Below are 2,144 nucleotides of genomic sequence, written 5' to 3'. Positions count from 1 at the left end.
CCTGAGCCCACCATCGCGCGCCTCCGTTACCATTTGGGAGGCGACCGCCCCAGTCAAACTGCCCGCCACGCAGGGTCCTGGCCCGGGCTAACCGGGCTCAGTTAGACGCCAGAAAGGCGCAGGGTGGTATTTCAAGGTTGGCTCCACCAAGGCTGGCGCCCCGGCTTCACAGCCTCCCACCTATCCTACACAGCCCCTTCCTGGCGCCACTGCGAAGTTGCAGTAAAGGTTCATAGGGTCTTTCCGTCTGACCACGGGTACCCCGCATCTTCACGGGGAGTTCAATTTCGCTGAGCCTATGCTGGAGACAGTGGGGAGGTCGTTACGCCATTCGTGCAGGTCGGAACTTACCCGACAAGGAATTTCGCTACCTTAGGACCGTTATAGTTACGGCCGCCGTTTACCGGGGCTTCGGTTCGGAGCTTGCACTCCTCCCCTTGACCTTCCGGCACCGGGCAGGCGTCAGACCCTATACGTCGTCTCTCGACTTCGCAGAGCCCTGTGTTTTTACTAAACAGTCGCCACCCCCTGGTTTGTGTCACCCACCCCTGCTTGCGCAAGGATGGGTCTCGCTTATCCCGAAGTTACGCGAGCAATTTGCCTAGTTCCTTCAGCATAGTTCTCTCAAGCGCCTTGGTATGCTCTACCAGTCCACCTGTGTCGGTTTCGGGTACGGTCCATATGCCAGAGCTATTTCCCGAGCCGATCCAACTGCACCCCCAATCCGATAAGGGAATACAGAACTTCACGGCTGTCACTTCTGGCGGGCCCAGGAATATTCACCTGGTTTCCATCGGCTACGGCTGTCGCCCTCGCCTTAGGGGCCGGCTCACCCTGCGCGGATTAGCCTTGCGCAGGAACCCTTGGACTTTCGGCGGGAGAGTTTCTCACTCTCCTTGTCGCTACTCATGTCCGCATTCGCACTTCCGATACCTCCAGCGGCCCTCACGGGTCCGCCTTCACCGGCTTACGGAACGCTCCGCTACCGCGCATTTGCATGCGCCCACAGCTTCGGCAGATGGCTTGAGCCCCGTTACATTTTCGCCGCGGGACAGCTATTAGACCAGTGAGCTATTACGCTTTCTTTAAAGGATGGCTGCTTCTAAGCCAACCTCCTGGTTGTTATGGCCGTCCTACATGCTTTCCCACTTAGCCATCATTTGGGGGCCTTAGCTGGTGGTCTGGGCTGTTTCCCTCTCGACAATGGACCTTAGCACCCACTGTCTGTCTGCCCACCTGCACTCCCCGGCATTCGGAGTTCGATAGGGTTTGGTAGGGCTTTGGGCCCCCCTAGCCCTTTCGGTGCTCTACCTCCGGGGGTGATCAATGGACGATCTACCTCAATAGATTTCGCGGAGAACCAGCTATTTCCGAGTTTGATTGGCCTTTCACCCCTAGCCACAGCTCATCCCCGACTTTTTCAACAGGCGTGGGTTCGGCCCTCCAGTGCGTGTTACCGCACCTTCAGCCTGGCCATGGCTAGATCACTCGGTTTCGGGTCTTCTGCCAGCAACTCAACGCCCTGTTCGGACTCGCTTTCGCTGCGCCTACACCTCACGGCTTAAGCTCGCTGCAAACAGAAACTCGCGGACCCATTATACAAAAGGTACGCCGTCACCCTTGCGGGCTCCGACTGCTTGTAGGCGTTCGGTTTCAGGTCTCTTTCACTCCCCTCGTCGGGGTGCTTTTCACCTTTCCCTCACGGTACTTGTGCACTATCGGTCGCCAAGGAGTATTTAGGCTTGGAGGGTGGTCCCCCCATGTTCAGACAGGGTTTCACGTGCCCCGCCCTACTCAAGGACCCCTGCACACCATACGCCTACGGGGCTCTCACCCACTCTGGCCGGCCTTTCCAGACCGCTCGGCTTAATGCGCAAAGGCCACTGGCCTGCTCCGCGTTCGCTCGCCACTACTAGCGGAATCTCACTTGATGTCTTTTCCTTCGGGTACTTAGATGTTTCAGTTCCCCGAGTTCGCCTCCCATGCCTATGGATTCAGCACAGGATCTCCCTAAGGAGGGGTTTCCCCATTCGGACATCCGCGGATCAACGATCGCTCGCATCTCCCCGCGGCTTTTCGCAGCGTGCCACGTCCTTCATCGCCTCTTGGCGCCAAGGCATCCACCGAACGCCCTTATCTCGCTC

General features: G+C 58.3%; 1 rRNA gene. It reads right to left on the bottom strand.

Going from position 1 to position 2,144, the window contains the following annotated elements:
* Positions 1–2,144, bottom strand: a 23S ribosomal RNA gene (locus NJ376_RS28190); the annotation flags it as partial.

The sequence above is a fragment of the Siccirubricoccus soli genome, assembly GCF_024178315.1.
Lineage (GTDB): Bacteria > Pseudomonadota > Alphaproteobacteria > Acetobacterales > Acetobacteraceae > Siccirubricoccus > Siccirubricoccus soli.
This window is presented reverse-complemented; position numbering and strand designations above follow the sequence as displayed.